The following is a 24,578-nucleotide window of genomic DNA, read 5'->3' on the forward strand; positions in this document are numbered from 1 at the left end:
GCATCCGCGGTGCCGGACGCCGGTCCGGATCCAGGCGCGGGTGCCGTGTCGTGCGCGGCGGCTGTGCCGTCTTCGAGGGCGCCATCAGGCTCGGGGCGGGGATCGGCGCCGGGAATCGGGTCGGTCACGGTGTGCTCCTTTCGGTGCGGGCGATGTCATCGACCGCGGTCTCGAGTGCGGCGAGGCGGCGCGCGTCGGCGACGAGCTCTGCATCGGAGGTGGGGAGGGGTGCTTCCAGCACGGCGCGCACGGAGTCCCGCGAGGTTCGGATGCGGTCGGCCGTAGCGTCGGCGATGGCCGCGACTCCCGCCGATTCCGGCATCGACAGCCGTGCGGCCAGGCGGGCCAGCGTACCGGTACGCAGCTCGGCGGCCGCGTGGCGCGCATCGCCGCCGCGGGCCGTGAGCCGTGCACGGCCCTGCATCGTCTCGGAGGCGCGCACGGTGACCGGCAGGGTCTCGGCGACGAGCGGGCCGAACCGGCGGCCGCGCCAGATCCCGGCCACGACCGCGGTGAGCAGCAGCAGGACGATCACCGGGGATACCCAGCCGGGGGTGAGCTCTCCGAGGGTCGCCTCGGCATCCGCATCGGAGATGTCGCTGTCGGAGAATGACGGCACGTACCAGACGACGCGTTCGCTCTGGCCCAGCAGCGCCATGCCGAGTGCCGCGTTTCCGTGCTCGGCGAGATGCTCGTTGGTGAGCAGGCGCGAGCCGTCGACGAGAGTCACCCGGCTCCCCTCGCGATCGGCGACGAGCACGGCCGCGGCATCCCCGTCGCCGAAGCATGTCGTCACGTCGTCGGCCGCACGGAACATTCGGTCGGGCACGATCGTGCCGACGCGGGCGAAACCCGCCTCGTCGCACGAGGGGCCGACAGGGTCGCTCGTGCCCGAGGCGTTCTCGCCGAGGTCGAGCAGACGCAGCATGCGCGAGCTCGCCGTGAGCAGCACGGTGCGCTCGGCACTGCCGACGAGCTCGAGCGCCGCCTCGTCGGAGAGCGGATAGGGGTCGGCCAGCACGAGCGTCGAGCGGTCGTCGAGATGCTGCACCGCGGCGGCCCGGTTGCGCACCACGACGACCTCGACGCCGGCGTCGCGCACGATCTCGGCCAGTGCGCGCGTTCCGCTGAAGCCTGCGCTCTCGGGGTCGAAACCCGAGGCGCGGGCGGGGGCGGTGGTGGCGAACGAGAGGCTCACCACGGCCACAGCGAGCACGACGACGGCGAGGAGGATCCATCCCAGTGCTTCGCGGAGGCGTCCGGGCGTGCGGTGGTAGGTGTCACCGCCTTCGGCCGCAGAGGAATAGTGCGCCGCGGGAGGCTCGACCCCCGCACCAGGATCAGATCGCGTCGGAGGGGCGACCGGTGCGGACGTGGTCGAAGCAGGCGCGCTCACACCAGCACCTCCACGGGTCGAGTGTTCGCCAGACGGTCATCGGTGTCGGCCAAGGTCCGGTAGCGGTCGGCCGTGCCGGGGTGGCGCAGGTACCGCACGTCGTCGAACCACGCCGCCGCGGCGCCGAGCGCATCGGCCTCGTGCGGGAACGGGGCACTCGCCTCGCGCGCGATGCGCTGCGCCGTCGCCCCTGGCGCGGGGGAGATGAGCTCCCGCTCCTGGAGGGCGCGGGCGAGCGCCCGGTAGCGGAGCACGATCGCCTCATCCCAGTCGCGGGATCGAGCACGGCTCTCCGCGTCGTCGCGCAGCTGGGCGGCGGAGCGGCCGTCGCTGCTGCCGAGCAGGTCGCCGATCGCCGATCGCCGCGTGAACGATCGACGCGGACGGCCCCAGATGATGAGCACCGCGATGAGCGCGCCGACGATGACGATCCCGGCGATCACGAGGGCGAGCGGGCCCAGTGCCTCCCCGCCGCGGGGCGAGAACAGGGTGCCGAGGAAGTCGACGATGGCGCGCGCCCACTCGTCGAACAACGTCGGCCGGGCCTCGACGTACGCCGTCTTCGACAGCTCCTGCTCGGCCTGCTGCCGTGCTGCGTCTCCATCGGGAACGAGGGGGAGATCGGCGAGGATCGCGATCATCCGCGGTCGGATCCGGGGGCCGTCCAGCCTCGGCCGTCATCCGCCCGCGGCGCGGTCGGAGGGGGCGCGGCCGGGGAAGCAGGAGGCGCGGTCGCCTGCGGCGGGTATGCCTGGTATCCGGGTGTCCGGTAGCCCTGATAGCCCTGGTAACCCTGCTGCGGGTACCCCTGTGTGTAGCCGTACCCCTGCGGATCGGGCGGAGGAGGAGGCGCGTCCCACACCGTCTTCTGCAGCGGGCGGTACTCGGCGGTCACGGCCCTGGTCGGATCGACGAGGAACGGGTCGCGTTCCACCGGCAGGCCGGCATGGATGCGCTCGACGGCGGCCAGCAGATCCTGGTCGAGGCCCTCGTGGCGCATCCGGCAGTCGAGGTACACGAGCGTGGCACCGGTGGACTGCACGACGGTGGAGATCGCCTGGATCACGATCACGAGCACCTGGGGCAGAACCGTCGCGAGCACGATGGTCAGAATCTGCGAGGCGTCGGGCGCGCCGGTCGGGGCGACGACGGGCACGATGAGCGAGCTCACCATGCTCGCCGGAACGCCGACGACCTGCGCAGCCGTGCCCATGATCAGCCCGATGAGGATGAGCACCCCGAAAGCGACCCAGAAGCGCCCGCGGATGAGCCGCCACGATCGCACGAGCGCGTCGCGCAGGGTGGCGCGTTCGAGCACGAGCACGCTCGGCACGAGCATGAGCTTGGTGCCCAGCCAGACGAACAGCGGGATCAGTCCGAGACCCACGAACGCCGTGCCGATGCCGGCGAAGACGAGGCCGCCTTCGGAGAAGCCGGTGAGGGCGGCGAGCCCGCCGAACACGATTCCCAGAGCCAGTGAGATTCCGAGGAACACGGCCAGTGCAGCGAGCAGCGAATAGGCGATGAGGCGCCAGGCGGCGGGGCGCACTCGTCGCCAGAGCTGGCCGAGGGTGGGCTTGTCGCCGAGCACCGCCTCGGCAATGTCGGCGGCGACGACGCCCTGCACGATCGCGGCGAACGCGGTCGAGCCCAGACCCACGACGAGGGCTGCGACGATGGTCGTCGCGGCCGAGCCGATCAGCACGGTCATGTACTCGTCCGAGCCCGGGCGCATGCTCTCCAGGCGCATGAACGACATGATCGCCACGGCGCCGAGAATGACCCCCGTCAGGATGAGCACGAGCAGCTGCACGACCACGGCGAAGCCGAACAGGATCTTCGGATTGTGCCGCAGGGCGCCGAAGGACTTGGCCAGCAGCGTGCCGAAGCTCAGCGGATGCAGGGGGACCAGGCCCGGGCGGGGCGCGGGTGTCCAGGTGGGTGCGCTCACGTTTCCTCCGGCGATCACGGGTGCTGGTCTCCATCGTGTCACACGGCTCCGACCCTGCTCCCGTTCGGGCCTTCGCGAACCGACGGCCGGCTGATCCGTCAGGCTTTCGACACGGCCTCCCAGACTCCGGCGGCGTCGTGAAGTAGTGTGGAGCGAGGCGGATCGCGGTCGACGGCACCGCCCGCATGCGAGCGATTGAAGGACGACTGCGCACCATGACCTCACGCATCCTCGTGGTGGACGACGACACCGCCCTGGCCGAGATGATCGGCATCGTCCTGCGCACGGAGGGCTTTGAGCCCGTGTTCTGCGCCGACGGCGCCAAGGCCGTCGACGAATGGCGCACGCAGCGACCCGACCTCGTGCTTCTCGACCTCATGCTCCCCGGCATGGACGGGATCGAGATCTGCACCCGCATCCGCGCCGAATCCGGTGTGCCCGTCATCATGCTCACCGCGCGCAGCGACACGGCCGATGTCGTGCGCGGTCTCGAAGTGGGCGCTGACGACTACATCGTCAAGCCCTTCAACCCCAAGGAGCTCGTGGCGCGCATCCGCACCCGCCTGCGCCCGACCCCGCAGTCCACCACCGAGGTGCTGCGCATCGGCGACGTCGTGATCGACGTGGATGCGCACGAGGTGCGCCGCGGGCAGGACCCCATCGCGCTCACCCCGCTGGAGTTCCAGCTGCTCGTGGCTCTGGCATCCAAGCCGCAGCAGGTGTTCTCCCGCGAGATGCTGCTCGAGCAGGTGTGGGGCTACCACTACAAGGCCGACACGCGGCTCGTGAACGTGCACGTGCAACGGCTGCGCGCGAAGGTCGAGCTCGATCCCGACAACCCGCGCATCGTCACCACCGTGCGGGGCGTCGGCTATCGCGCCGGGAGCGCGGGCTAGGCGACCGTGCCGGCGACGAGTGCGGTCGCGACCCGCGCCGCGATCGTGCAGGACTGGCGCGGATGGCCGCAGCGCCTGGCCGGGCTGTGGCGGCACTCCCTGCGCTTCCGCACGCTCGTGGTCACGCTGGCTCTCACGGCCATCGCGATCCTCGTCACCTGCGGAGCCATGGCCCTGGCGATTCAGAACAACCTCTGGGAGGCGCGCAAGGACCAGGTGCTCGAAGACGCCCAGCGGGCCGCCAACGATGCCCAGGGGCTGCTGTACTCCTCCGATGCGCAGGGCGACCGCACGGCGCTGCAGGGTCTCATGCGCGATGTGCGGGGCCGGCTCAGCAGCGTGTCCAGCTCCGACCGCATCGCCGTGCTGCGCCTCGACGAGAGCCCCTCGACGATCGCCCCGCAGGACTTCCAGCAGGGCCTGTCGAGCACCACGATCTCCACCGAGCTGCGCAACGCCGTGCTCGACCAGTCGGACAAGCAGTGGTGGCAGCCCGTTGCGCTCACCGCCGCCGACGGCGACCGCAACCCGGGCATCATCGTCGGTCAGCGGCTCGTCGTGCCCAATGCGGGCGCCTACGGGCTGTACATCGCCTACGATCTGGCCGACACGCAGCAGACGCTCGTGCTCGTGCAGGGGAGCCTGTGGATCGCGGGCGTCGTGCTCATCGCGCTGATCACCCTCATCGTGTGGTTCTCGCTGCGCTCGGTCGTGCTGCCCATCACCGAGGCGGCCGAGACGAGTGCGCGCCTGGCCGCCGGCGACCTGGAGGTGCGGCTGCCGGTGCGCGGCGAGGATGAGCTGGCCACCCTGGGGCGCTCGTTCAACGCCATGGCCGACAGCATCGAGTCCCAGATCAAGGAGCTGGGCGAGCTGTCGCTGGTGCAGCAGCGCTTCGTCTCCGACGTCTCGCACGAGCTGCGCACGCCGCTGACGACCATCCGGCTGGCCTCGGAGATGCTCAACGACCAGCGCGACGCGTTCGATCCCACCACCACCCGCACGGCCGAGCTGCTGCACGCGCAGGTTCAGCGCTTCGACACCCTGCTGGCCGACCTGCTGGAGATCAGCCGCTACGACGCCGGCTCGGTGCAGCTGGAGACCGAGCCGACGAGCCTCGCCCACCTCGCCGAGGAGATGGTCGAAGAGCTCGCCCCGCTCGCCGAGACCCACGCGACCGCGCTGCGCCTCGTCGCCCCCGGCGGGCACACGCCGGTGGACATGGATCCGCGGCGGGTGCGCCGGGTGCTGCGCAACCTCGTCGGCAACGCCATCGAGCACGGCGAAGGGCATCCGATCGTCGTCACCGTCGACAGCAACCAGCATGCCGTCGCCGTCGGGGTGCGCGACTCCGGTCTGGGTATGGCGCCCGAGGACGCCGAGCGCGTGTTCGACCGCTTCTGGCGCGCCGACCCCTCCCGCACCCGCACGATCGGCGGCACGGGCCTCGGGCTGTCCATCGCCCTGGGCGATGCGCGCCTGCACGGCGGAACGCTCGCGGTGTGGTCGGAGCTGGGGGTGGGCACGAACTTCGTGCTCACGCTCCCGCGCGGCGCGGGAACAGTGCAGGGGCCGTCGCCCGTCGCGCTCGAGCCGGAGGAGGCGTTGTCCGACCTCGGCACGGTCACCGAGCCGATCACGCTCGTGCCCTGGGCGAGAACCCGCGAATACGAGGCCGGGAAGCGCGACGCGGGGAAGGATGCATCATGAGGGCGAGACGGATCATCCGCGCTGTGGTCGTCGCGGCCACCGTGCTGGCGCTCACGGCCTGCGCGACGCTGCCCACCACGGGAGATGTCCGCCCCGGCCGCGTCGACGGGCAGAGCTCCGACGACTCGGATGTGACCTACCTGCCTCAGGGTCCGTCGGAGGATGCGGATCCGGAGCAGATCGTGCGCGGATTCATCGACGCGGCCTCCAGCCCCACCGACAACTGGGCGGTGGCGCGGGAGTTCCTCGCGACATCGTTCCAAGACGCGTGGAAGCCGCACGCCGGGGTGACGATCGACACGAGCGTCGCCGACCGGCGATACGAGGCGCCCGAGCCGGCCGACGACGCCGTCGAGAGCGGCGTGAGCCTCACGTTGCGCCAGGCCGCCACGGTCGACGCCGACGGCGTGTACACCCCCGTCGCCCCGGGCACGGGCTCTGCGGAGCTGCAGTACGAGCTGGGCAAGAACGCCGACGGACAGTGGCGGATCACCGCCGCCCCCGACGGGATCGTGCTCGACGCGCAGTCGTTCGCGGCGGCCGACGTCTTCAGCCCGTACGCGCTGGAGTTCTACGACTCCACGTGGACCTATCTGGTGCCCGACGTGCGCTGGTTCCCGAAGCGCAAGAACACCGCCACGCGCATCGTGCGCGCCCTCGTGTCGGGCTCGCCGAGCCCCTGGCTCGTGCAGGCGGTGCGCACGGCCTTCACCGGCGACATCGAGCTGGCGCGCGATGCCGTCACGGTGGAGTCGCAGGTGGCCGAGGTCGAGTTGAGCGCCGCCGCGCTGGGGGCGGATGCCACGACGCGCGCACGCATGCGCACGCAGCTGGAGCGCAGCCTCAGCGCCCTGGGGGTGCTCGAGGTGAGGCTCACCGTCGACGGCCGTGAGCTGCAGACGGGGCCGGCGCAGTTCAGTCCCACGAGCGTCGACTCGCGCTCGCTCGTGCGCACCGACGACGGTTTCGGCTACCTCTCCGGGCGCGATCTGACGCCGATCGACGGAGTGTCCAAGCAGATCGTCGACTTCCCGCAGCCGATCTCCTCGGTCGTCGCCAACGGTGCGGATCGTCGCGCGATCGTGCAGATCACGACGGGTCAGGTCTACGCGATCTCGGAGGGCGACGTCGACGAGATCGATGGGCGGCCGGGGCTCCTGGAACCCTCGCTCGACGCCTTCGGATACACCTGGACGGTGCCGGCCGGTCAGCCCGGCGCGGTGATGGCGTGGGCGCCGTCGATCGTCGCCCATCCGGTGTCCGGATTCGCCGACGCGTCGTCGATCTCGGCCTTCTCGCTCAGCCGGGACGGCGCACGGGCCGCGGCGGTGGTCACGAGCGGATCGGCGCAGCACGTCGAAGTCGCCTCCGTCGTGCGCGACGGCGACGGGCTGCCCGTCGACCTCGGCGCGCACGTGGTCGTGGGCTGGCCCGACGGACAGGTGCTCGACATGGCCTGGCTCGATGACGCGACGCTCGGCATCCTCGTCGACGACGGCGAGCGCCGCCGGCTCGTCCAGCAGCCCATCGGCGGGCCGTCGACCAGCATCGACGTGCCCAACGGCAGCATCGCGATCGCTCCGGCAACGCCCGCCTCGAGCATCCGGCTGCTCGGCGACGACGGCACGCTGCGGGTGCGCAGCGGTCCGATCTGGCAGACCGAGGCGACCGGGGTGAGTCTGCTCGCGACGCAGGTCGTGGGCTGAGCCGCCTCGCTCGGTCTTCCTCCCCAGGAGCCGATCTGCGCTCGGTCGTCCACGGAGCGCGCCGCGGCTCCGCATGCGCGCGCACGCGGCGGCAGGATCGCCGTATGCCGAACAATCAGACCGTGCCCCACGCTCGGGCGCCGAGCCGCGCGAGTGCGCTCCGAGGCCTGCTCGGACCGCTCCGCGACGCTCTCCGGGAGGCGCTGGAGGCCGCCACCGGCGCGGAGTGCGCCGGGTGCGGAGCCGTCGGCCAGGGGCTGTGCGGGGCGTGCCGCTCCGCGCTGGCGCCACGCGTGCACCGCGTGACGACTCCCGCCGGTCGTGCGGTGCACGCGGGCGCCCCGTTCGCGGGAGCGATGGCGCGAGCCGTGCGCGCTGTCAAGGAGGAGGGACGCACCGCGCTGATCCGCGATCTCGGCCCCGCGATGGCGGATGCCGTGGCGGCGGCGCTCGCCGCGGGCGACGGCCGCGGCATCCGCGTTCCGGTCGCGCTCGTTCCGGTGCCGACGTCGCGGGCGGCGTTCCGGCGCCGCGGATTCCGGGTGCCCGATCTGCTGTGCCGGCGGATCGGTGCCGTCGAGCCGGTGCTCGTCGCCGCCCGCCGGATCGCCGACCAGCGCGGGCTCGACCGGCGGGCGCGCGTCCGCAACGTCGCAGGCAGCATGCGCGCCCGCCGTCCCGGTGCGGGCAGGGCCGTGATCGTCGTCGACGACGTCGTGACGACGGGCGCGACGATGGACGAGGCGGTGCGCGCTCTGGAGGCGCAGGGGTGGTGCGTCATCGGCTGTGCCGCGACCGCGGCGACCCCTCGGTCCCACGACGCTTCGAGGCGCTGACACGTCGCGCTGGGCCTGCCGCGGATCCGGTGGTGACAGCGGCGCTTTCGCCGACTACGGTAGGGGGTCACAAGGCGACCACGGTCCGCCCTTGGCCGGGAGGACCGGAACAAGGAGGTCAGGGATGGAAACGAACATCGTCGGCGTGGGAGTGAGCATCAGCGATCGCTTCCGGACGGTCGTGGAAGAGAAGTCGTCGCGCATCGCGACGGTCGCTCCCAAGGCGCAGCAGCTGGACGTCAAGGTCACCCATCGCGCCTATCGCAACGGGCGCGTCGAAGACGAGACGGTCGAACTGACCGTCTCCGGCCGCGGACCCGTGGTCCGCGCGGAGGCCAGGGACGCCGACAAGTTCGCCGCCCTCGATATGGCCGTCGACAAGCTCGCCGAGCAGCTCCGCCGCGCCAAGGACAAGCGGATCGACGCGCGCAACCATCCCCGCGGCGCCCATTTCGAGAAGGGCAGCGGCGAGCTCACCGGGATCGACGTGAGCCCGGCATCCGTCGACGTGCTCCGCGCCGTCGCGACCGGGGAGATCCCCGTCGCCGCCGAGGGCGAAGAGGAATACTCGCCCGTCGTCATCCGCACCAAGCAGTTCGACGCGGAGTGGATGACCGTCGAAGAGGCCGTCGACCGCATGGAGCTGGTCGGTCACGACTTCTTCCTCTTCGTCGACGTGCGCACCGATCACCCCAGCGTCGTATACCGCCGCAAGGGCTGGGACTACGGAGTCATCTCTCTGAGCACCCAGGCCCCGCCGGCCGCGGAAGAGCTCGCCAGCTGACCGCGTCCGAACTCCTCACTCCGTGAGACGGCGACTCCCTCCCGCAACGGCGAACGATTCGCACGGTTCCGAGAGGGAGTCGCCGTTTCGCGGGTCGGTGCGACGAGTCAGTCGAAGATGCCGTCGAGGATGCTGCCGATGACGAGTCCGCCGAGCACGCCGGAGACGACGTCGCCGCCGCCGCGGCGCCCGCCGCCCCATCCGCCCGGGCCACCGCCCCAGCCCTGATCCGGGCGGGACGAGTCGATGTCGTGCTGGGCGAGCTGCAGGGCCTCGGATGCCAGCTGCGCCACCCGTCGCGCCGTGCTCAGCGCCTGCTCGCGGGTCTCCTCGGCCGGCATCAACCGCGGCAGCTCGGCACGCAGCCGCTCGGCTTCGGCGAGACGGGTGCGCGCATCCGCGCCGATCCAGCCGCGGTGGCCGGCGATCAGACTGCGGGCGATGCCCAGTTGGCGGTCGGCGTCATCGATCGCGTGCTGCACGTGCTCGATCGCCGGCAGCGGGTTCTCAGCGCGGTAGCGGGCTGCGGCGACGGCCTCGTCGAGAGCGGTGTTCGCCGTGCGCAGCATGCTGAGGTCGGCGAACGGATCCGAGCGCGTGCCGATCGGTGCCACCGCCGTCAGCGCCGAATCCAGCGCTGCGATCGCCTCGCTGACGGCCGGGGTCGACGGGGCGGAACGAGCCGAGACCAGGTCGCCTCGAGAGTCCTCCACGACCTCGGCGAGCGTGGACTCGGCGCGCAGCGCCTCGATCTCGAAGTCTTCGACGGCATCCAGCAGCACTTCGGAGCGTCGGATCGCCTCGGTGGCCGTTTCCAGGGCGAGCACGGCCTCCTCGTTGCGCTTCGCCTCGCGCCGCCGCTCGCAGACATCGGCGCTGTGCGTTGCGAAGGCCAGCAGCTGCTCGGCCTCGTCGGCGCTGCGCGCGATGCGTCGCATCGCGTCGTCGGAGTACCGCTGCGTCAGCCGCTCGATGGTCTCGCGGGCGTGAGGGACGCGCGCACCCAGACGCGTCGCATCCGTGCGCACCTGGGCGATGACCTCGGGCGCGCGGCGCACGCGGGAGACCGATTCGGACAGCGCGGCCGACTTCTCGTCGAGCAGGTCGTGCGCCCATTCGCACAGCTGCGCGATGCGTGCATGACGCGTGCGCAGCTCTTCGGCGGTGTCGGGGATCTCGTCGTGGTTCAGCTGGTGCAGCTGGAATGCTTCGCCCAGGTGCGTGCGGACGGCGCCGAGGGCGTCGCGGAAATCCTTCGTCAACGATTCGCCCAGCTCGGCCGTGGCGAACGCGAGCTCGTCGGTCGCCGTGCGGATGCGCTCATCCGTCGTGACGAGCGCCTGCTCCGCGCGCCGCGCGAGATCCGCGTCCTGCGCCGCCTGCGCTTCCTGTTCCCGCTTGCGTCTGCCCCAGAATCCGGCCATGCTCCGATCTTACGGTTGCCGGGCGCGTCGCGGCTGGGGATCGGCTCCGCTTCGGACCGGGCGGCCGCGCCTGGGGCGCTCGGTGGCGAGTTCGAGCCCCATCGCATGACGCGGATGCGACAGCAGACGCTGTTCGGTGTGATCCAGCCAGCGCACCTCGGCCTCTGCGGCGAAGATCAGCGAGTCCACGACGAGCGACCGGGCCAGCTCTTCGGGATTGCCGGGATCGGCGCCGGCGTGCTTCGCGCGCTGCAGCGACCGCAGATGCGACAGCGATGCGACGCGCTGCGCCTGGATCACGGCACCCGCATCCACGCCGGGCAGTGTGGCGGCGAGGGCCAGCTTGATCGCGAGCTCGTCGCGCGTGGCCTGCTCGCGCACGACGGGGGAGCCCAGCCAGCTCGCGACCTCGGCGGATCCCCCCGGGGTGATCCGCCAGTACACGTGCCCCTGATCGTCGGCGTCGCCGCGCTCGACGAAGCCGTCGCACTCGAGTCGCTCCAGGGTGTTGTAGATCTGGCCGACGTTGAGCGGCCACGTCGATCCCGTGCGGCGGTCGAACTCCGCACGCAGCTGATACCCGTAGCAGGGACCCTGGTCGAGGATGGCGAGCAGGCTTTGACGGACGGACATCGATCCTCCTTTCCAGGAAACTGTTTTCGAGTATATGCATATCCGGAAACCACGGGATGCGCTGTTCGGAGGCGATGCCAAGGTCACGCGCCGGTAACATGGGTGGATGTGCCCGGCGCATACCCTGCGCGTCGTGCCTCATCCACCTCGAGGAGAAGACATCCGTGGCGAATCCGCTTGAGAAGCTGCTGCGCGCCGGTGAGGGTCGCACCCTGCGCCGGCTCAACCAGACGGTGAAGGCGGTAGGCGCCCTCGAGGCAGAGTTCGAGAAGCTCTCCGATGACGACCTGCGCGGTGAGACCGCGGTGCTGCGCGAGCGCTTCGCGAACGGCGAGACCCTGGACCAGCTCATGCCCGAGGCGTTCGCAGCCGTGCGCGAGGCGGCCCGGCGCACGCTGGGCATGCGCGCGTACGACGTGCAGATCATGGGCGGCGCGGCCCTGCACGGCGGCAACATCGCCGAGATGAAGACCGGTGAGGGAAAGACGCTCGTCGCCACCTTCCCCACCTACCTCAACGCCATCGCCGGCGAGGGCGTGCACGTCATTACGGTCAACGACTACCTCGCCACCTACCAGTCCGAGCTCATGGGTCGCGTCTACCGCGCCCTCGGCATGACCACCGGCGTGATCGTGTCGGGTCAGACGCCTGAGGTGCGCCGCGAGCAGTACGCCTGCGACATCACCTACGGCACCAACAACGAGTTCGGCTTCGACTATCTGCGCGACAACATGGCCTGGCGCAAGGAGGACCTCGTGCAGCGCGGGCACTTCTTCGCGCTCGTCGACGAGGTCGACTCCATCCTCATCGACGAGGCCCGCACGCCGCTGATCATCTCCGGTCCGTCATCGGGCGAGGCGAACCGCTGGTTCACCGAGTTCGCGAAGATCGCGCGCACGCTCGAGGCGGGGGAGGACTACGAGGTCGACGAGAAGAAGCGCACCGTCGGCGTGCTCGAGCCCGGCATCGAGAAGGTCGAGGACTACCTCGGCATCGACAACCTCTACGAGTCGGCCAACACCCCGCTCATCTCGTTCCTCAACAACTCGATCAAGGCGCTGGCGCTGTTCAAGCGCGACACCGACTACGTCGTGATGAACGACGAGGTCATGATCGTGGACGAGCACACCGGCCGCATCCTCGTCGGTCGCCGCTACAACGAGGGCATCCACCAGGCCATCGAGGCCAAGGAGGGTGTGCCGGTCAAGGCCGAGAACCAGACCCTCGCCACGGTCACGCTGCAGAACTACTTCCGCCTGTACGACAAGCTCGCCGGCATGACCGGTACGGCCGACACCGAGGCCGCCGAGTTCATGTCGACGTACAAGCTGGGCGTCGTGCCGATCCCCACGAACAAGCCGATGATCCGTCAGGACCGCTCCGACCTCGTCTACAAGAACGAGACGGCGAAGTTCGCGCAGGTCGTGGAAGACATCGCCGCCCGTCACGAGAAGGGCCAGCCCGTGCTCGTGGGAACGGTGAGCGTGGAGAAGAGCGAATACCTCTCGCGCCTGCTCTCCAAGAAGGGCATCAAGCACGAGGTGCTCAACGCCAAGAACCACGCGCGCGAAGCCGAGATCGTCGCCCGCGCCGGGCGGCTGGGCGCGGTCACCGTGGCCACGAACATGGCCGGTCGCGGTACCGACATCATGCTCGGCGGCAACGCCGAGTTCCTCGCCGTGCAGGAGCTCAAGGCCAAGGGCCTGGATCCGGTCGAGACCCCGGACGAGTACGAGCAGGCGTGGGATGAGGCCTACACGGCCACCAAGCAGAAGGTCGCCGAAGAGAGCGCCGAGGTCGTCGAGGCCGGCGGGCTCTACGTGCTCGGCACCGAGCGCCACGAGTCGCGCCGCATCGACAACCAGCTGCGCGGCCGTTCCGGTCGTCAGGGCGACCCGGGCGAGAGCCGGTTCTACCTGTCGCTCACCGACGACCTCATGCGCCTGTTCCAGTCGGGCGCGGCCGAGGCGATCCTCGCCCGCACGAACTTCCCCGACGACATGCCGATCGAGTCGGGTCTCGTCACCCGAGCGATCCGCAGCGCGCAGAGCCAGGTCGAGGCGCGCAACGCCGAGATGCGCAAGAACGTGCTCAAGTACGACGATGTGCTCAACCGTCAGCGCGAGGCGATCTACGCCGACCGCCGGCACATCCTCGAAGGCGACGACATCGCCGGGCGCGTGTCGCACTTCATCGAGGATGCGATCACCGCGATCGTCGACGAGCACACCGCCGAGGGCCACGCCGAGAGCTGGGACTTCGACAGCCTCTGGACCGAGCTGAAGACGCTGTACCCCGTGGGCGTGACGATCGACGAGGTCGTCGCCGAGGCGGCCGGACGCAAGGGCGGGATCACGGCCGAGGGCCTCAAGCGCGAGCTGCTGTCGGATGCCACCATCGCGTACGAGAAGCGCGAGGAGAGCCTCGGCGAGTCGGCGACCCGCGAGCTCGAGCGCCGCGTCGTGCTGCAGGTGCTCGACCGGCGCTGGCGCGACCACCTCTACGAGATGGACTATCTCAAGGACGGCATCGGCCTGCGCGCCATGGCGCAGCGCGACCCGCTGGTCGAATACCAGCGCGAGGGCTACTCGATGTTCCAGGCGATGATGGGCCAGATCAAGGAGGAGTCCGTCGGATTCCTCTACAACCTCGAGGTCGAGGTGCGCCGCGCGGAAGAAGGCGTCGCCGAGGTCGAGGCCAAGGGCCTGGTCACCGGAGGCGACGAGCAGCGCCTGGAGTACTCGGCGCCCAACGACGCCGGCGACGTCGAGGTGCGCAACGAGCGCGGGCAGGTGCAGCAGTCGGCCACCGATCGCCTTCGTCAGGCCGCGGCCTCTGCGCAGCAGCCCGGCGAGGCGCCGCAGGAACCCGCCCAGCGCGGCGCGTTCGGGCAGCGCACCGACGGCGGATCCGGCACGCCGGCCCCGCAGAACCGCGCCCAGCGTCGCGCCGCCGACCGCCGCAAGTAGGTGTCCTGCGCCGCGGGCGGCGACGAGGATCCATCGTCCGCGGCGATAGGATCTAGCGATGACCCCACGATCCTTCGATCAGTCCGCCAAGCTGAAGAACGTTCTCTACGAGATCCGCGGCAAGGCGCTCGTCGAGGCGGCACGGCTGGAGGCCGAGGGGCACGCGGTGCTCAAGCTGAACACCGGCAATCCGGCCATCTTCGGGTTCGAGGCCCCGCAGCAGATCGTGCACGACATGCTCGCGGCGGTGCCCACGGCGCACGGCTACAGCGACAGCCGCGGCATCATCTCGGCCCGTCGGGCCATCGTCAGCCGCTATGAAGAGGTCGAGGGCTTCCCGCCGTTCGATCCCGACGACGTCTACCTCGGCAACGGCGTCTCCGAGCTCATCACCATGACGATGCAGGCGCTGCTCGACGAGGGCGACGAGGTGCTCATCCCCGCGCCCGACTACCCGCTCTGGACGGCCATGACGAGCCTGGCCGGCGGCACGCCCGTGCACTACGTGTGCGACGAGGAGAACGACTGGAACCCCGATCTCGAAGACATCAGGGCCAAGGTCACGCCGAACACCAAGGCGATCGTCATCATCAACCCCAACAACCCCACCGGGGCGGTGTACTCGCGTGCCGTGCTGGAGGGCATCGTGCAGATCGCCCGCGAGAACGGCCTGCTGCTGCTCTCGGACGAGATCTACGACCGCATCCTGTACGACGACGCCCATCACATCCCCACGGCCACCCTCGCGCCCGACCTGCTGTGCTTCACCTTCAACGGCCTGTCCAAGACCTATCGCGTGGCTGGGTACCGTTCGGGCTGGCTCGTGATCACCGGGCCCAAGGCGCACGCCCGGGGTTTCCTCGAGGGGATCACGCTGCTCGCGTCCACGCGGTTGTGCCCGAACGTGCCCGCTCAGCACGCCGTGCAGGCGGCGCTGTCAGGGGTGCAGTCCATCGAGGCGCTGGTGCTGCCCAGCGGGCGCCTGCATCAGCAGCGCGACGCCGCGTGGGAGGGGCTGGAGGCGATTCCCGGCGTCTCGTGCGTGCGGCCGGCGGGGGCGCTCTACGCCTTCCCCCGGCTGGATCCGGACGTGCACGAGATCCACGACGACGAGAAGCTGATCTTCGACATCCTCGTGGCCGAGCGGATCCTTCTCGTGCAGGGCACCGGGTTCAACTGGCCGACGCCGGACCACCTGCGCGTGGTCACGCTGCCCGAGCCGCGCGTGATCGGCGAGGCGATCGAGCGCCTGGGCAACTTCCTGGCGAGCTACCGCCAGTGAGGCGGCTGCGGTCGCCGCAGGTCAGGCGACCACGCGGCGGTCGCGCCGCCGCAGCGCGCGCCGCTCGGGCTGAGTGTCCGGCTCACCTGTGACGGCCGCCCTTCCGGTGCGGTCGAGCATCGTGCTCAGTTGTCGGATCGCCGCGGCGAACGCCGAGCGCGGCGAGACCTCGGCCACGGGCCGGGCATGCAGCAGTGCGGCATCGAGCGCGCGCGGATCGTCGGGCAGGAAGCGGATGTCGCCGATACCGGAGAATCGGTCCAGCGCCCGGCGGATCTGGCCGCGGGCATCGATTCCGAGCGATCCCGACCGCACGCGGTTGACGACGACGGTGACCGGCGTGGTGCCGACCAGTGCCCGCAGCTCGGAGTATGCGCGCACGAACCGGGCGAGGCCCAGTGCATCAGCCGAGGCGACGGCCACGATGTGATCCGCCGACTCCAGCGCCGTGCGTGCGGCGGCGTTGCGGCGCGGCACGCTGAGGTCGCTCATGAGTTCTTCATCGGCTTCGAGCGCGGCGGCGACGTCGACGACGGTGGTCCGGGTCCATCCGCGGCAGGCATCCAGCGCGCCGCGGAGCCTACCGGGCGTCAGCTCCGGCCAGCGCGCAGGGCGGTTGAGCCCCGTCAGCACCTCCAGCGGACCCTGCGAGGTGTCGACGGTGCGGGAGAGCCGGGTGAGCTCGGAGTCGTCGAGCCCGCCGGTCTCGGCCCGGCGGCAGGCCGCGGCGAGGCCGGGACCGTCATCGCCCAGTCCCAGCAGCAGCGCGACGGCGGGGGCGTGGGTGTCGGCGTCGACGAGCGAGACAGGACCGGAGCGGGTCAGCGCCGCGGCCAGCTCGATGGCGATGGTCGTGCGTCCGGGCGCGCCGTGCGGGCCCCACACGGCGACGACGCGCCCCGGTTCGAATGCCCCTCCCGTGCCTGCGTGCCCTTCCGGCGGCACGGCCGACCCGTGCGGCGCGGCCAGGGCATCGGCGATGCGCCAGGCCGAGGCATCGGCGGGCAGCGGTGCGGCCAGGCCGTGGCGGCTCGCGAGGTGCACGCCGTCGCCTTCGTCGCCCAGGAGCAGGATGCGCACCCCGGCGCGATCGCAGGCGGCGAGCACGGGGGAGGAGAGCAGCGCACGTTCGGCGGGAACGACGATCGCGTCGACGTCGCGCAGGGGCGAGTCGTTCTCGGCATCCCAGGTGCGCACGGCGCGGGCGAGCTCGCCGGGCGCGACCTCGCGCACGATCTGCTGACCGGTGAGCGCGAGGTCGTCGCGCAGCGCGTCGGTCCGGGCGGCGTCGAGGGCGAGGACGATACGGCTCACGAACGGCCCCCGGCGGGCACGACGGACAGCGAGGCGCCGCCGGTCACGGCCGAGAGAACGTCGCCGACCTGCGCCCGGTCGATCACGAGCTCCAGCGAGGCCTGCGCCCCGCCGAGCATGCTGTCGTCGTGGGTCACATCGGCCACGGTGGCAGACGGGATGAGGATGCGCGGCTGCTCGAATCCCTTGCCGTCGGGCAGCGCCGGCGCGACCCACACCTCGACGACCGCGCCATCGGTGATCGCGCCGGGGATGCCGATCGCGCTGTCGACCACGATCGAGGTGGTGCGCGCGTCGTCGGCATCGCCGCCGGCGGATCCGGGGATGAGCTCGCCTGCGGCGATCGTGCGGGTGGCGACGGTGCCCGGCTCGAGCGTGCCAGGGGTGAGGTAGTCGTCGGTGATCGATCCCAGCGCGACCTCGACGACGCGGACGTCGTCGGAGGAGAGCGCCTGGCCCGCCACGATCGTGCGTGCGGCCTGCAGCACCGACGTGGTCTGGCGGGCCGAGGCGACGACCATCCAGACGCCGAGCACAGATGCGATGATGAGGCAGACGCCGAGAAGGAAGCGCAGGTCGCCCCACGGACGGCGCGAAACACGGGGAATCGTCATGCCGACATCGTCACAGACGCGTCGTTGACAGCCGCCAAGTTATCCACAGTCGGCGGTGCGACTCGTGCTGCCGGCGGGCGCCCACCACAATGGAGGGCATGCCCGACGCATCCGAGCGCTATCTCGCCCCCTCGCAGGTGGCCGAGTTGTTGAGCCTCGATGTCGACGAGGTGCTCGCACTCGTACTGGACGGGCGACTACGGGGCTCGCGCCTCGGGGAGCCGGCGCGCTGGCGGATCGAGGAGTCGTCGGTCGGGGATTATCTCGCCGATCGCATCGAGGAGAGCCGCCGGATGGCACTGTGGGAGCAGTCGAACGTGGCGAGCTTCCCCGAGCTGTGGGGGCCCTCGGTCCGCCAGGGACGCTGACCCCGCGCCGCTGTCGCGGCTGATCCCGAGGGGCCGGGTCCCGGCGCAGGGCGTCAGCCCAATGCGGAGCCGGCCGTATCGCCGACGATCACCGTCATCACCGCGTCGAAAGGGATGAGTCGGAAGCCGCGGACCGCGTGAGATCGCCGCGCCTCTCCCGCGTCGTGCAGGGCGAGATCGAGGTGATCGGATCCGGCGCGGTCGATCGTGCCGGCCAGCAGCGTGCCCGGTCGCACGCGCAACGCCACCCCTGTGCGGCGGCGCGCCAGATCGCGCAGGACGAAGCCCATCGTCATCCGTTCGCGCAACGGGGAGAGCGGGGCCTGCGTGCTGCCGCTGGCGAGCACCGAGCCGTGGTCGAGGCCCCACTGGACGACGGCGCCGAACGGCAGCAGCGCCGTGCTGTGCGTCTCGCTGAGGTCGAGGGCGGCCCAGTCGGCACCCGTGGCCCTCAGCCGCCCGCGCATCGTCGTGCCGTCGGTGAGCGTCGCATTCAGCGCAGGGGCGTCGGCGACCAGGGCCGCCAGCCGTGCCCTCAGCTCGATGCGGGCGAAGCGCACGCGCTCGGCCTCGGCATCCAGTGCGGCCCGCTCGGCCTCCCAGCCGGAGGCCAGCTGATCCTCGAGGTCTTCGAACAGCCCATCCCATTCCACGCCGACGAGCGTACGGGAGGGCTCCGACCCGTATACGGGTTATCCACATGCATCCTTCAGCAAGCCTTCAGGGTCGCTTTCGCCGTGCTCTACTTCGAGTGTTCCCCTCGGTTCCCGGCGCTCCGGCGTCGCGAGCCGACTTGCACCGAGACGTTCGACCCAAGAGCGACACAAGAGAGCTGACGATGACGCCGTACGAAGAGTTCGCCCCGCAGCACACGCCCTCCGCGATGCTTCCGGATCCCGAGCCGCTGCTCGAGAGCCTCACGCGCGGCGTGCTCGAAGTCGTCGCCGGTGTGCGCGAGGTCGATCAGCTCGCGCGCTGGTTCACCGAAGAGGCGTACCGCTCGGTCATGGTGCGCGCGAACCTCTCCGCCCGCGCGCGGAGCGCTCGGGGCATGTCGCCGACGCGACCCGTGTACCGCATTCTGTCGACGCGGTGCTCGAGCCCGGCCGACGGAGTCGTCGAAGCCGCGGTCGTCGTGGCGGGCCCCGCCCGCACGCGCGCCGTCGCCGTGCGCCTGGAGGGCTGGGATGGGCGCTGGCGCGCCACGAGCCTCGCCGTTCTCTGATCCGCACCGCCCTGCCCGCCGCAGGCGCGAGCCGGGCCGCCCACAGTACTGGCCGTCGCAGGGGTGGGGTCGAACCTGCCTCTAGGCTGAGAGGGTGTCCACCCTCAGCGACCTCGTGCATGCCCAGGGATGCCTGAACGACTCCGATGTCGAATGGCTCCACCGCCTGGCCGGAGACGGCCAGCTGCTGGCCGATCTGGCTTTCGCCGACATCGTGTTGTGGGTGGCGACCTCTGACGCGTCCTTCATCGCGGTGGCGCATGCGCGCCCCGGCGGGGCGGCCACCCTGTTCTATCGCGACATCGTCGGCGAGCGGGTGCGGCCGCAGTGGCGCACCCAGGTGCAGGAGGCCTACGACACCGCCCGGATCGTCGACTCGTCGTCGCCGGACTGGTTCGAGGAGACGCCCACGCGGGTGCGCGCCGTGCCGATCGTGCGCGAGCCGGCGCCGGAGGGCGAGCGCTCCGCGGTGATCGCGGTGCTCACCCGGCACACGAACCTCGGCGAATCGCGCCAGCCATCGCGCCAGCAGATCACGTTCGACCAGTGCGCCGACGACCTGTTCGGCATGATGGGCCACGGCGAGTTCCCCGACCTGTCGGCGCCGACCTCACCACGCCGCGGTGCTCCGCGCGCCTCCGACGGCCTCATCCGGCTCGACGTCGACGGGATCGTCACGTTCGCGAGCCCGAACGCGCTGTCGGCCTTCAATCGGATGGGCTTCGACGACGAGCTCGAGGGGGAGTCGCTCGCCGAGGTGACCTCGCGCATCGTGCCCGCCGGGCGCCAGGTCGACGAGTCGCTCCCGGTCGTGGTGACCGGCCGCGCGCCCTGGCGCACGGATATGGAGGCGCGCGGCGTGACCGTCTCGCTGCGGGCCATCCCGTTGCGCGACCACGGCTCGCGCGTCGGCGCGATCGTGCTGTGCCGCGACGTGTCGGAGATGCGGCACCAGGAGCAGGAGCTCATCACCAAGGATGCGACGATCCGCGAGATCCATCACCGGGTCAAGAACAACCTGCAGACCGTCGCCTCGCTGCTGCGCATCCAGGCCCGCCGCACGCACTCGGAGGAGGGGCGAGACGCTCTCGTCCAGGCTATGCGCCGCGTCGAGGCGATCGCGGTCGTGCACGACACGCTGGCGAGCGGGCTGGCGCAGACCGTCGACTTCGACGAGGTCTTCGCACGGGTGCTCAAGCTGGTGGCCGAGGTCGCCGCCGCGCCGAACACCCGCGCCCGCACACGGCGCGAGGGGCGCTTCGGGGTGCTGCCGAGCGAGTACGCCACTCCGCTGGCGCTCGCCCTCACCGAGGTCGTCACGAACGCCGTCGAGCACGGGCTGTCGGGTCAGGAGGGCACGGTCACCATCGAGGCGCAGCGCACCGACGAGAACCTCCGGGTCATCGTGCGCGACACCGGCCACGGGCTGCCCGAGGGGCGGGTCGGCCAGGGCCTGGGCACGCAGATCATCCGCACGCTCATCCAGGGCGAGCTGGGTGGGACGATCGATTGGCAGGGTGCCGAAGGCGAGGGCACCGTGGTGACGATCGACCTGCCGATGCGTTGGGTGAAGGCCTAGCCAATCACCTGACCCGGCGGGCCGTCGGGGGAGTCAGGAGGCGCGGCGGGCGCGGGCGGCGCGGCGCTTGAGGGCGCGGCGCTCGTCTTCGGACAGGCCGCCCCACACGCCCGAGTCCTGGTTGGACTCGAGGGCGTACTGCAGGCACACCTCGGTGACCGTGCAGCGGGCGCAGACGCTCTTCGCCTTGTCGATCTGGTCGACGGCGGGGCCGGTGTTGCCGACCGGGAAGAACAATTCGGGGTCGACGGTGAGGCAAGCGGCTTTGTCGCGCCAATCCATAGGGGCTCCTCGGGTGAATCGTGGGCGCGCGGATTGCGCGCCGCAAACGGGCGGCGATCGGGTGCGCGGCCCGCTTTGTGCAAGCGGATGCTCGCCCCACGCCGCTGTGGGAGCACATGGCTGTGTTCTATTCTCGTCTATGCACTGTTCACAATCAAGGGTTTTCTGCGCCTCGTCGCGGGATCCCTCGCCTCAGGAGAGTCATGCGCGTCTCGAGACTGACCACGGCCACCGCCGCGCTGCTCGCGCTCGAAGGCATCGCGCTGCTCATCGTCGCGCTCGTGGAGGGCATCCGACTCGGTGCGGGCGAAGCCGCCGAACTCCCCACGGCCCTGGCGCTGATCGGGCTCACCGTCATCGGCGGGGCGGGGCTTCTACTGCTCGCCGTCGGCGTGCTCCGCGGGCGCTCCTGGGCTCGCTCCGGCGGAATGGTGCTGCAGATCCTCGGGGTGGCGACGGCGCTGAGCGGGATGTCGGCGCAGCCGTTCCCGACGCTGTTCGTCGTGGGTCTCGGCGTGCCCTGCGCGCTGGGGATCGTACTGATCTTCCTGCTGTCGCGCCGCGCGGGTCTCGATGCGCGCAGCGCCTCGGATGCGGAGGCCGACGGCAGGCTCTGAGCGGATCCGCTCAGGAGTCGATGCCGAGGAGTTTGCGCAACCGCGCCACGTGGCCGGTGGCCTTGACGTTGTACAGCGCCTCGGTGATCGTGCCCTCTTCGTCGAGCACGAAGGTCGAGCGGATGACGCCCTGGATGATCTTGCCGTAGTTCTTCTTCTCGCCCCACACGCCGTAGGCGTCGTGCACGGCGTGGTCAGGGTCGCTCAGCAGGGTGAACGTGAGCCCGTCGCGCTCGCGGAACGCGGCGAGCTTCGCCGGCTCGTCGCGCGAGATGCCGACGACGGTGTATCCGGCGCCCTGCAGTGAGGAGATGCTGTCGCGGAAGTCGCACGCCTGCGTCGTGCATCCCGGGGTCATCGCTGCCGGATAGAAATACAGCACGACCTTCTGCCCGCGCAGATCGCCCAGCGAGACGGGCGAGTCGTCCTGATCCCGAAGGGTGAAGGCGGGGGCGGGGGTACCGGTTTCGAGGCGCGTAGTCACGGCTCCAGCCTATCGTCGCGGCCGAGACGGTCTGCGTCGCCCGTGATCAGCGCCGGTCGCCGAAGGTGGCCAGCAGCCGCTGCAGGGAGTCGAGGCGCGCTCGCCCCGCCTCGCCGAGCTCTCCGCCTTCCGCGGCGAGGTTCAGCGCGCAGTCCTCGGCATCGGGCAGGTGGGTGCATCCGCGCGGGCATTGCTCGGCGATCTCGGCGAGCTCGGTGAACGCGGAGAGGATGTGGGCCGGATCCACGTGCCCAAGTCCGAACGAGCGCACGCCGGGGGTGTCGATCACCCAGCCCGATCCGCCCGCGGGAGAGCGGTAGCGCAGCGACACGGTCGACGACGAGGTGTGCCGCCCGCGACCGGTCACCTCGTTCACGTGCCCGGTGGCCCGACCCGCTGTGGGCACCAGCGCGTTCACCAGGGTCGACTTGCCCACGCCGGAATGCCCGACGAACACCGTGGAGTGGCCCACGAGCGCCGCCCCGATCTCGTCGACCGGCATCTCGCCACGCGCGCTGGTGAAGATGCGCAGGTCGAGGCCGTCGAAATGGTGCAGGAACGCAGAGGGATCCGCGAGGTCGGTCTTGGTGACCACGAGCAGCGGCTGGATACCGGCGTCCAGCGCGGCGACGAGGTAGCGGTCGACCAGGCGTGCGCGCGGCTCGGGATCGGCCGCGGCGACGACCACCAGCATCTGATCGGCGTTGGCTACGATCACGCGCTCGACCTGGTCGGTGTCGTCGGCGCTGCGGCGCAGCAACGAGGTGCGATCGGCGATTCCCACGATCCGCCCGAGCGTGCCCTCGTCGCCGGAGGTGTCGCCGACGACGCGGGCCCGATCGCCCGTGACGATGGGCGTGCGCCGCAGCTCTCGCGCCCTGGCCGCCGTCACGGTGCGCTCGTCGTCACCGTCCTCGTCGAGCAGCACGGCGTACCGGCCGCGATCGACGCCGAGCACTCGGCCGAGTTCGGCGTCGTCGTGCGAGGGGCGCCGTTTCGTGCGGGGGCGGTTCGCCTTCGGATTGGGACGCACGCGGATGAGCGTCTCGTCGTACTCGTCGAGTTCGTCGAGCTCTGCGTCGTCGTCGTCGCCCAACCAGCTCACGCGGAGGCGCCTCCGACCGGCACCGGTTCGTCGGCGGCCAGCATCTGCTCCCACAGCCGGGCGAACTCCGGCAGCGTCTTGGCCGTCGTGCCGATGTCGTCGATCACGACTCCTTCGACGGCGAGGCCGATCAGCGCACCCGTCGTCGCCATCCGGTGGTCGTGGAACGAGGCCCAGTCGCCGCCGTGCAGAGCGGTGGGAGTGATCCGCACGCCATCCGGAAGCTCCTCGATCTCGCCGCCGAGCGCGCGCAGGTTCGCGATGAGGGCGGCGATGCGGTCGGTCTCGTGCCCGCGGATGTGACCGATGCCGTGGATCGTCGTGGGCTCGTCGGCGAACGCCGCCAGTCCCACGAAGGTCGGCGCGAGCTCGCCCGCCGCCGACAGGTCGAGCGAGCCGCCGCGGATGCGTCCGCCGCCGCGCACGGTGAGCGCGCCCGCCTGTCGCGAGGTGTGCGCGCCCAGCAGGGTGAGCAGCTCGGGCAGCAGACCGCCGGGCTGGGTGGAGTGCGGCGGCCAGCCGTGCACGGTGATCTCTCCGCCGGTGACGAGGGCCGCGGCGAGGAACGGCGCGGCGTTGGAGAGGTCGGGCTCGATCGGCAGTTCCTTCGCGCGGGGCGCGCCCGCTTCGACGAGCCATTCGCCCGTGGCGGGGCGCTCGACGCGGATGCCGCGGCGATGCAGCGCCTCGACGGTCATGTCGATGTGCGGCATGCTCGGCAGCCGGTCACCGGTGTGCACGAGGTGCAGGCCCACGTCGAAGCGGGGAGCCGCCAGCAGCAGGCCGGAGACGAACTGGCTGGACTCGGAGGCGTCGATCTCGACGCGGCCGCCGCGGATCCGGCCGTGACCTCGGATGGTGAACGGCAACGACCAGCTGCCCTCGTCGTCGACGTCGACGCCCAGGTCGCGCAGCGCGTGGATCATGGCGCCCATGGGGCGGTGCAGTGCGCTCTCGTGCGCCGTGAGCATTACATCGCCTTCGGCAAGGCCCGCCAGGGGCGCGACGAAGCGCATCACCGTTCCCGCCTGCCCGCAGTCCACGGTCACGCCCGCGCGGAACGGGGCGGGGGTCACGACGAGATCGGGACCGAACTCGCCCTCGCCCTCGACCTCGGCGATCCCGGTGCCCAGCGCCTGAAGGGCCTCGACCATGCGTCGCGAGTCGTCGGAGTGCAGCGGGGCGACGAGGCGGCCCGGGCCGTCGGCGATCGAGGCGAGCACCAGTTCGCGGTTGGTCAGCGACTTCGAGCCGGGAATCGTCAGCGTCGCAGTGAGGGGGTTGTCGGCCGACGGCGCGACGTAGCGGCCCGTCGGGGCGTCGTGCCGGGAATACCTGTGGTCGCTCATCGGTTTCTAGCCTACTGAAGCGCTCCGCACGGGAAGAGCACCCGAAACAGGAAG

General features: G+C 71.1%; 23 protein-coding genes. 11 read left to right on the forward strand and 12 right to left on the reverse strand.

Features of this window, described 5'->3' with window-relative positions; translation table 11 throughout:
- Positions 1–124: 124 nt before the first annotated feature.
- From BKA02_RS10215 to BKA02_RS10225, 3 genes are read right to left on the reverse strand one after another with little or no spacing between them, the layout of a single operon-like run.
- Entirely contained in the window at positions 125–1,396 is a 1,272-nt protein-coding gene (locus BKA02_RS10215; RefSeq protein ID WP_179433731.1) for a DUF4350 domain-containing protein, read from the reverse strand.
- Positions 1,393–2,037, reverse strand: coding sequence for a DUF4129 domain-containing protein (locus BKA02_RS10220; RefSeq protein ID WP_179433733.1), 645 nt, complete (start codon positions 2,035–2,037; stop codon positions 1,393–1,395). The genes BKA02_RS10215 and BKA02_RS10220 overlap by 4 nt, the downstream gene beginning before the upstream one ends.
- Positions 2,034–3,347: a DUF7847 domain-containing protein gene (locus BKA02_RS10225; RefSeq protein ID WP_179433735.1), complete on the reverse strand. Its 1,314-nt coding sequence runs from the start codon at positions 3,345–3,347 to the stop codon at positions 2,034–2,036. Before BKA02_RS10225 ends, BKA02_RS10220 begins: the two co-directional genes overlap by 4 nt.
- A gap of 215 nt (positions 3,348–3,562) precedes the next feature.
- Here BKA02_RS10225 and mtrA point away from each other — a divergent pair, with 215 nt between their 5' ends.
- The 5 genes from mtrA (at position 3,563) to hpf (ending at position 9,279) form a co-directional block, all read left to right on the forward strand.
- Positions 3,563–4,243, forward strand: coding sequence for an MtrAB system response regulator MtrA (mtrA, locus tag BKA02_RS10230; protein ID WP_218844524.1), 681 nt, complete (start codon positions 3,563–3,565; stop codon positions 4,241–4,243).
- Between the two features lie 6 nt (positions 4,244–4,249).
- Positions 4,250–5,953, forward strand: a complete 1,704-nt coding sequence (gene mtrB / locus BKA02_RS10235) for an MtrAB system histidine kinase MtrB (RefSeq protein ID WP_179433737.1) — start codon at positions 4,250–4,252, stop codon at positions 5,951–5,953.
- Positions 5,950–7,659: an LpqB family beta-propeller domain-containing protein gene (locus BKA02_RS10240; protein ID WP_179433739.1), complete on the forward strand. Its 1,710-nt coding sequence runs from the start codon at positions 5,950–5,952 to the stop codon at positions 7,657–7,659. The genes mtrB and BKA02_RS10240 overlap by 4 nt, the downstream gene beginning before the upstream one ends.
- A 104-nt stretch (positions 7,660–7,763) precedes the next feature.
- The gene (locus BKA02_RS10245) at positions 7,764–8,495 is read left to right on the forward strand and encodes a ComF family protein (RefSeq protein WP_179433741.1); all 732 of its coding nucleotides are present in this window, start codon (positions 7,764–7,766) and stop codon (positions 8,493–8,495) included.
- Positions 8,496–8,619: 124 nt separating this feature from the next.
- Positions 8,620–9,279 carry a ribosome hibernation-promoting factor, HPF/YfiA family gene (gene hpf, locus BKA02_RS10250; protein WP_179433743.1) on the forward strand — a complete coding sequence of 220 codons (660 nt, stop codon included), beginning with the start codon at positions 8,620–8,622 and terminating at the stop codon, positions 9,277–9,279.
- Between the two features lie 107 nt (positions 9,280–9,386).
- On the opposite strand, the gene BKA02_RS10255 is transcribed toward hpf, so the two are convergent.
- Positions 9,387–10,703 (reverse strand): coiled-coil domain-containing protein, encoded by a 1,317-nt coding sequence (locus BKA02_RS10255; protein WP_179433745.1) that lies wholly within the window; start codon positions 10,701–10,703, stop codon positions 9,387–9,389.
- 9 nt (positions 10,704–10,712) lie between these two features.
- Positions 10,713–11,336 (reverse strand): PadR family transcriptional regulator, encoded by a 624-nt coding sequence (locus BKA02_RS10260; RefSeq protein WP_179433747.1) that lies wholly within the window; start codon positions 11,334–11,336, stop codon positions 10,713–10,715.
- 164 nt (positions 11,337–11,500) lie between these two features.
- Here BKA02_RS10260 and secA point away from each other — a divergent pair, with 164 nt between their 5' ends.
- Complete coding sequence (gene secA / locus BKA02_RS10265) at positions 11,501–14,305, forward strand: preprotein translocase subunit SecA (protein ID WP_179433749.1); 2,805 nt, start codon at positions 11,501–11,503, stop codon at positions 14,303–14,305.
- A 58-nt stretch (positions 14,306–14,363) separates the two neighbouring features.
- Positions 14,364–15,587: a pyridoxal phosphate-dependent aminotransferase gene (locus BKA02_RS10270; protein WP_179433751.1), complete on the forward strand. Its 1,224-nt coding sequence runs from the start codon at positions 14,364–14,366 to the stop codon at positions 15,585–15,587.
- 21 nt (positions 15,588–15,608) lie between these two features.
- Here the strand turns inward: BKA02_RS10270 and BKA02_RS14420 are convergent, their stop codons facing one another.
- Entirely contained in the window at positions 15,609–16,901 is a 1,293-nt protein-coding gene (locus BKA02_RS14420; RefSeq protein WP_179433753.1) for a CpaE/TadZ family protein, read from the reverse strand.
- Complete coding sequence (locus BKA02_RS10280) at positions 16,898–17,515, reverse strand: SAF domain-containing protein (protein WP_179433755.1); 618 nt, start codon at positions 17,513–17,515, stop codon at positions 16,898–16,900. The genes BKA02_RS14420 and BKA02_RS10280 overlap by 4 nt, the downstream gene beginning before the upstream one ends.
- 98 nt (positions 17,516–17,613) lie before the next feature.
- Here BKA02_RS10280 and BKA02_RS10285 point away from each other — a divergent pair, with 98 nt between their 5' ends.
- Positions 17,614–17,883: a DNA-binding protein gene (locus tag BKA02_RS10285; RefSeq protein WP_370467865.1), complete on the forward strand. Its 270-nt coding sequence runs from the start codon at positions 17,614–17,616 to the stop codon at positions 17,881–17,883.
- A gap of 53 nt (positions 17,884–17,936) precedes the next feature.
- Here BKA02_RS10285 and BKA02_RS10290 read toward each other — a convergent pair whose 3' ends face one another.
- Entirely contained in the window at positions 17,937–18,536 is a 600-nt protein-coding gene (locus tag BKA02_RS10290; protein WP_179433759.1) for a hypothetical protein, read from the reverse strand.
- A 185-nt stretch (positions 18,537–18,721) separates the two neighbouring features.
- Here BKA02_RS10290 and BKA02_RS10295 point away from each other — a divergent pair, with 185 nt between their 5' ends.
- Together BKA02_RS10295 and BKA02_RS10300 are read left to right on the forward strand one after the other, a co-directional pair.
- Positions 18,722–19,108: an Rv3235 family protein gene (locus BKA02_RS10295; protein WP_179433761.1), complete on the forward strand. Its 387-nt coding sequence runs from the start codon at positions 18,722–18,724 to the stop codon at positions 19,106–19,108.
- Between the two features lie 94 nt (positions 19,109–19,202).
- Positions 19,203–20,687 (forward strand): histidine kinase N-terminal domain-containing protein, encoded by a 1,485-nt coding sequence (locus tag BKA02_RS10300; protein ID WP_179433763.1) that lies wholly within the window; start codon positions 19,203–19,205, stop codon positions 20,685–20,687.
- Between the two features lie 33 nt (positions 20,688–20,720).
- Here the strand turns inward: BKA02_RS10300 and BKA02_RS10305 are convergent, their stop codons facing one another.
- Positions 20,721–20,969 carry a WhiB family transcriptional regulator gene (locus tag BKA02_RS10305; RefSeq protein WP_179433765.1) on the reverse strand — a complete coding sequence of 83 codons (249 nt, stop codon included), beginning with the start codon at positions 20,967–20,969 and terminating at the stop codon, positions 20,721–20,723.
- Positions 20,970–21,172: 203 nt separating this feature from the next.
- On the opposite strand from BKA02_RS10305, the gene BKA02_RS10310 reads away from it, so the two are divergent.
- Positions 21,173–21,586: a hypothetical protein gene (locus BKA02_RS10310; RefSeq protein WP_179433767.1), complete on the forward strand. Its 414-nt coding sequence runs from the start codon at positions 21,173–21,175 to the stop codon at positions 21,584–21,586.
- Between the two features lie 10 nt (positions 21,587–21,596).
- Here BKA02_RS10310 and bcp read toward each other — a convergent pair whose 3' ends face one another.
- From bcp to aroA, 3 genes are read right to left on the reverse strand one after another with little or no spacing between them, the layout of a single operon-like run.
- Positions 21,597–22,070, reverse strand: a complete 474-nt coding sequence (gene bcp / locus BKA02_RS10315; protein WP_179433769.1) for a thioredoxin-dependent thiol peroxidase — start codon at positions 22,068–22,070, stop codon at positions 21,597–21,599.
- 46 nt (positions 22,071–22,116) lie between these two features.
- Positions 22,117–23,175, reverse strand: a complete 1,059-nt coding sequence (gene rsgA, locus BKA02_RS10320; protein ID WP_179433771.1) for a ribosome small subunit-dependent GTPase A — start codon at positions 23,173–23,175, stop codon at positions 22,117–22,119.
- Positions 23,172–24,524 (reverse strand): 3-phosphoshikimate 1-carboxyvinyltransferase, encoded by a 1,353-nt coding sequence (gene aroA / locus BKA02_RS10325; protein ID WP_179433773.1) that lies wholly within the window; start codon positions 24,522–24,524, stop codon positions 23,172–23,174. The genes rsgA and aroA overlap by 4 nt, the downstream gene beginning before the upstream one ends.
- Between the last annotated feature and the right edge of the window lie 54 nt (positions 24,525–24,578).

The organism is Microbacterium pseudoresistens (assembly GCF_013409745.1).
GTDB lineage: Bacteria > Actinomycetota > Actinomycetes > Actinomycetales > Microbacteriaceae > Microbacterium > Microbacterium pseudoresistens.

Bases quoted from the DNA above. Each gene is read 5' to 3' on its own strand.
- aroA (WP_179433773.1), bottom strand. From the start codon at position 24,524: ATGAGCGACCACAGGTATTCCCGGCACGACGCCCCGACGGGCCGCTAC.
- mtrA (WP_218844524.1), top strand. From the start codon at position 3,563: ATGACCTCACGCATCCTCGTGGTGGACGACGACACCGCCCTGGCCGAG.
- BKA02_RS10270 (WP_179433751.1), top strand. From the start codon at position 14,364: ATGACCCCACGATCCTTCGATCAGTCCGCCAAGCTGAAGAACGTTCTC.
- BKA02_RS10285 (WP_370467865.1), top strand. From the start codon at position 17,614: ATGCCCGACGCATCCGAGCGCTATCTCGCCCCCTCGCAGGTGGCCGAG.
- BKA02_RS10255 (WP_179433745.1), bottom strand. From the start codon at position 10,703: ATGGCCGGATTCTGGGGCAGACGCAAGCGGGAACAGGAAGCGCAGGCG.
- BKA02_RS10220 (WP_179433733.1), bottom strand. From the start codon at position 2,037: ATGATCGCGATCCTCGCCGATCTCCCCCTCGTTCCCGATGGAGACGCA.
- BKA02_RS10260 (WP_179433747.1), bottom strand. From the start codon at position 11,336: ATGTCCGTCCGTCAAAGCCTGCTCGCCATCCTCGACCAGGGTCCCTGC.
- hpf (WP_179433743.1), top strand. From the start codon at position 8,620: ATGGAAACGAACATCGTCGGCGTGGGAGTGAGCATCAGCGATCGCTTC.
- BKA02_RS10245 (WP_179433741.1), top strand. From the start codon at position 7,764: ATGCCGAACAATCAGACCGTGCCCCACGCTCGGGCGCCGAGCCGCGCG.
- BKA02_RS10280 (WP_179433755.1), bottom strand. From the start codon at position 17,515: ATGACGATTCCCCGTGTTTCGCGCCGTCCGTGGGGCGACCTGCGCTTC.
- BKA02_RS10305 (WP_179433765.1), bottom strand. From the start codon at position 20,969: ATGGATTGGCGCGACAAAGCCGCTTGCCTCACCGTCGACCCCGAATTG.
- BKA02_RS10295 (WP_179433761.1), top strand. From the start codon at position 18,722: ATGACGCCGTACGAAGAGTTCGCCCCGCAGCACACGCCCTCCGCGATG.
- BKA02_RS10310 (WP_179433767.1), top strand. From the start codon at position 21,173: ATGCGCGTCTCGAGACTGACCACGGCCACCGCCGCGCTGCTCGCGCTC.
- BKA02_RS10240 (WP_179433739.1), top strand. From the start codon at position 5,950: ATGAGGGCGAGACGGATCATCCGCGCTGTGGTCGTCGCGGCCACCGTG.